1 protein-coding gene is annotated in these 2,124 nt (G+C 35.7%); it reads right to left on the bottom strand.

Going from position 1 to position 2,124, the window contains the following annotated elements:
- Positions 1 to 402 precede the first annotated feature (402 nt).
- A complete protein-coding gene (gene ltrA, locus H8911_RS11990; RefSeq protein ID WP_186999821.1) occupies positions 403 to 1,491 on the bottom strand; it encodes a group II intron reverse transcriptase/maturase in 1,089 nt (362 codons plus the stop codon).
- Positions 1,492 to 2,124: the final 633 nt, after the last annotated feature.

The raw sequence follows: 2,124 nt of genomic DNA, 5'->3' as shown, positions 1-2,124 counted from the left end.
CCCCTTATCAAACCATACGTGCCCTATTAAGGCATACGGCTTACCAATGTGAGTTACATTTTAGAAAAGACTTAAATGTTGTGATTCGACTTATTTAGTGTATGCATACTGAAAGAACCTCTTTTTACTCTGAGAAGAGGTACTTTTCTTTTTATTGGAATCCATCAATAAAATAAAATCATCAATGTTAATTCCAGGGAAAACTATTTGAGCCTTCATATACGCACCTGTAACTAGACCCATACATTTTATGAAAAACTTGTTATCATATTTGACAGTTAATAATTTACCTTGTGCTTGTCCACCATGTTTCTTTCCGCGGCATGAGAAACTTACTCGTAGTCTTTGACACACATAACCATCTAATTTGGTTATATCAAGAGCAGGTATGCCATGCATAACTCACCCGCGTTCGTTAAGTAACAGTCTGATTTTTCGTGCAACTTGAAAAGGAATAAGGAAGTAATTAAACTTACCTCTTATGACTGGGTTTAAAATCTCTGTCCACTTCTCAAAGGAGTATGTACAACTCTTCTTGGTGACAGATTTAATATCACTCTTAAACTTCTTTAACGATTTTACGGATGGTCCAAACGTGTAATAGACATGTCTATTTTTAGACATTTTTAAATGGTTGAACGTAAAACCTAGGAAATCAAAGTCTTTCTCGTGAAAATCAATATCATCACTTTTATCTTCTGCCAATTCAAGGCCTAGACGTTGTAACGTTTCATGAACTATGACTTTGGCTTTTTCCAAATCTTCCTTTGTTTGACACATGACTATCGAATCGTCAGCATACCTCACGAATTCAAGATTTGCTTTTGTTAGTTCCCAGTCAAGTTCATTCAAATAGATGTTCGCCAATAGTGGAGAAATAACTCCACCTTGTTGTGTGCCACTTGCGTTTTCATATCGTATTTCATCTTCCATGTACCCTGCTTTAAGTGTTTTCCAAATCATGTCTAGTACTGTTCCATCTGACACATACTTGTTGATAACTTTCATAAGTTTCTTGTGAGGTATATTGTCGAAGTAACCTTTTATATCAAAATCATAGATATATAGATATCCACTTTCTAATCTAGACACAATTTTCTTGATGGCTAACTTAACATCTCTGTTAGGTCTGAATCCACAGGAATTGTCGTGAAATACGTTTTCTTCAAAGAAGGGCTCAAGTTTAATGACCAGTGCTTGTTGCACGACCCTGTCTTTAATAGTTGGTATTCCTAAAGGTCTTAACTTTCCGTTTTTCTTCGGTATATACTTTCGTCTTACTGGAGAAGGCTTGTACGTCTTTGTTCGAAGTTCATTCAAAATCAACTCTATGTTTTCATCTAAATTTTCCTCAAACACTTTGATACTGACTTTATCAATACCGGCACATCCCTTGTTCTTCTTCACTTTACGAAAAGCTTCTGTAAGAACATCTTTGTGTAGTATTTTTCCATACACACTAAATAATTTGAATTTTAATGGTTCATTCATAATGTCTTTTCTTATCTCCTTTCCACTGTCATGTAATATCTTTTAAGGTTAATACGAATATTCTTAAAATTTGCACTTACACAACTACATCTACTCAAAGCTCACAAGGTGTTACCACTTCGCTCCATTATATTTCTATAACTTCTTCGCTACTATTAGTAACTCTGACTTCTCCGTACACTATCCGTCACTTCGCTACGCTTATAGATGGTAGTCCATTAAATACGGAGACCTCACAGGATCATCTGTGCCTTCCCTTGAACTCATGCTTCCTGCTTTCACATCCAGTATTAACAGATATCGATATAGTCATTGGTATCTATTCATAGGATTTCTGCTTTTTTCCGCAGCATCATCAATACTGAACGCCACATGTACATTGATAGATTGGTGCCTGAGTTCTCGCTTTAACTCCCTTCACACACTCCCTCACGAGAATGCATTGAGTATGGCTTACTACTTGGCTATATCCTTAGTAGACAAAATATTTCAACCTTGTTGGGACTGTTTTACTTCAATGACTTTTGTATAGTGTTACGAGTATCTTGTACTTTATTGTCTCTAAAATAAAACAGTTGATAATCGGTGATTGATTATCAACTATAAGCACGACTGCCTGTCGTACAGAAAAGC

The organism is Holdemanella hominis (assembly GCF_014306155.1).
Lineage (GTDB): Bacteria > Bacillota_I > Bacilli_A > Erysipelotrichales > Erysipelotrichaceae > Holdemanella > Holdemanella hominis.
The sequence above is the reverse complement of the archived record's forward strand: the minus strand, read 5'-3'. Positions and strand labels throughout refer to the sequence as shown.

Excerpts from the sequence above, each read along its gene's own strand:
- ltrA (WP_186999821.1), bottom strand. The coding sequence starts at position 1,491 with ATGAATGAACCATTAAAATTCAAATTATTTAGTGTGTATGGAAAAATA.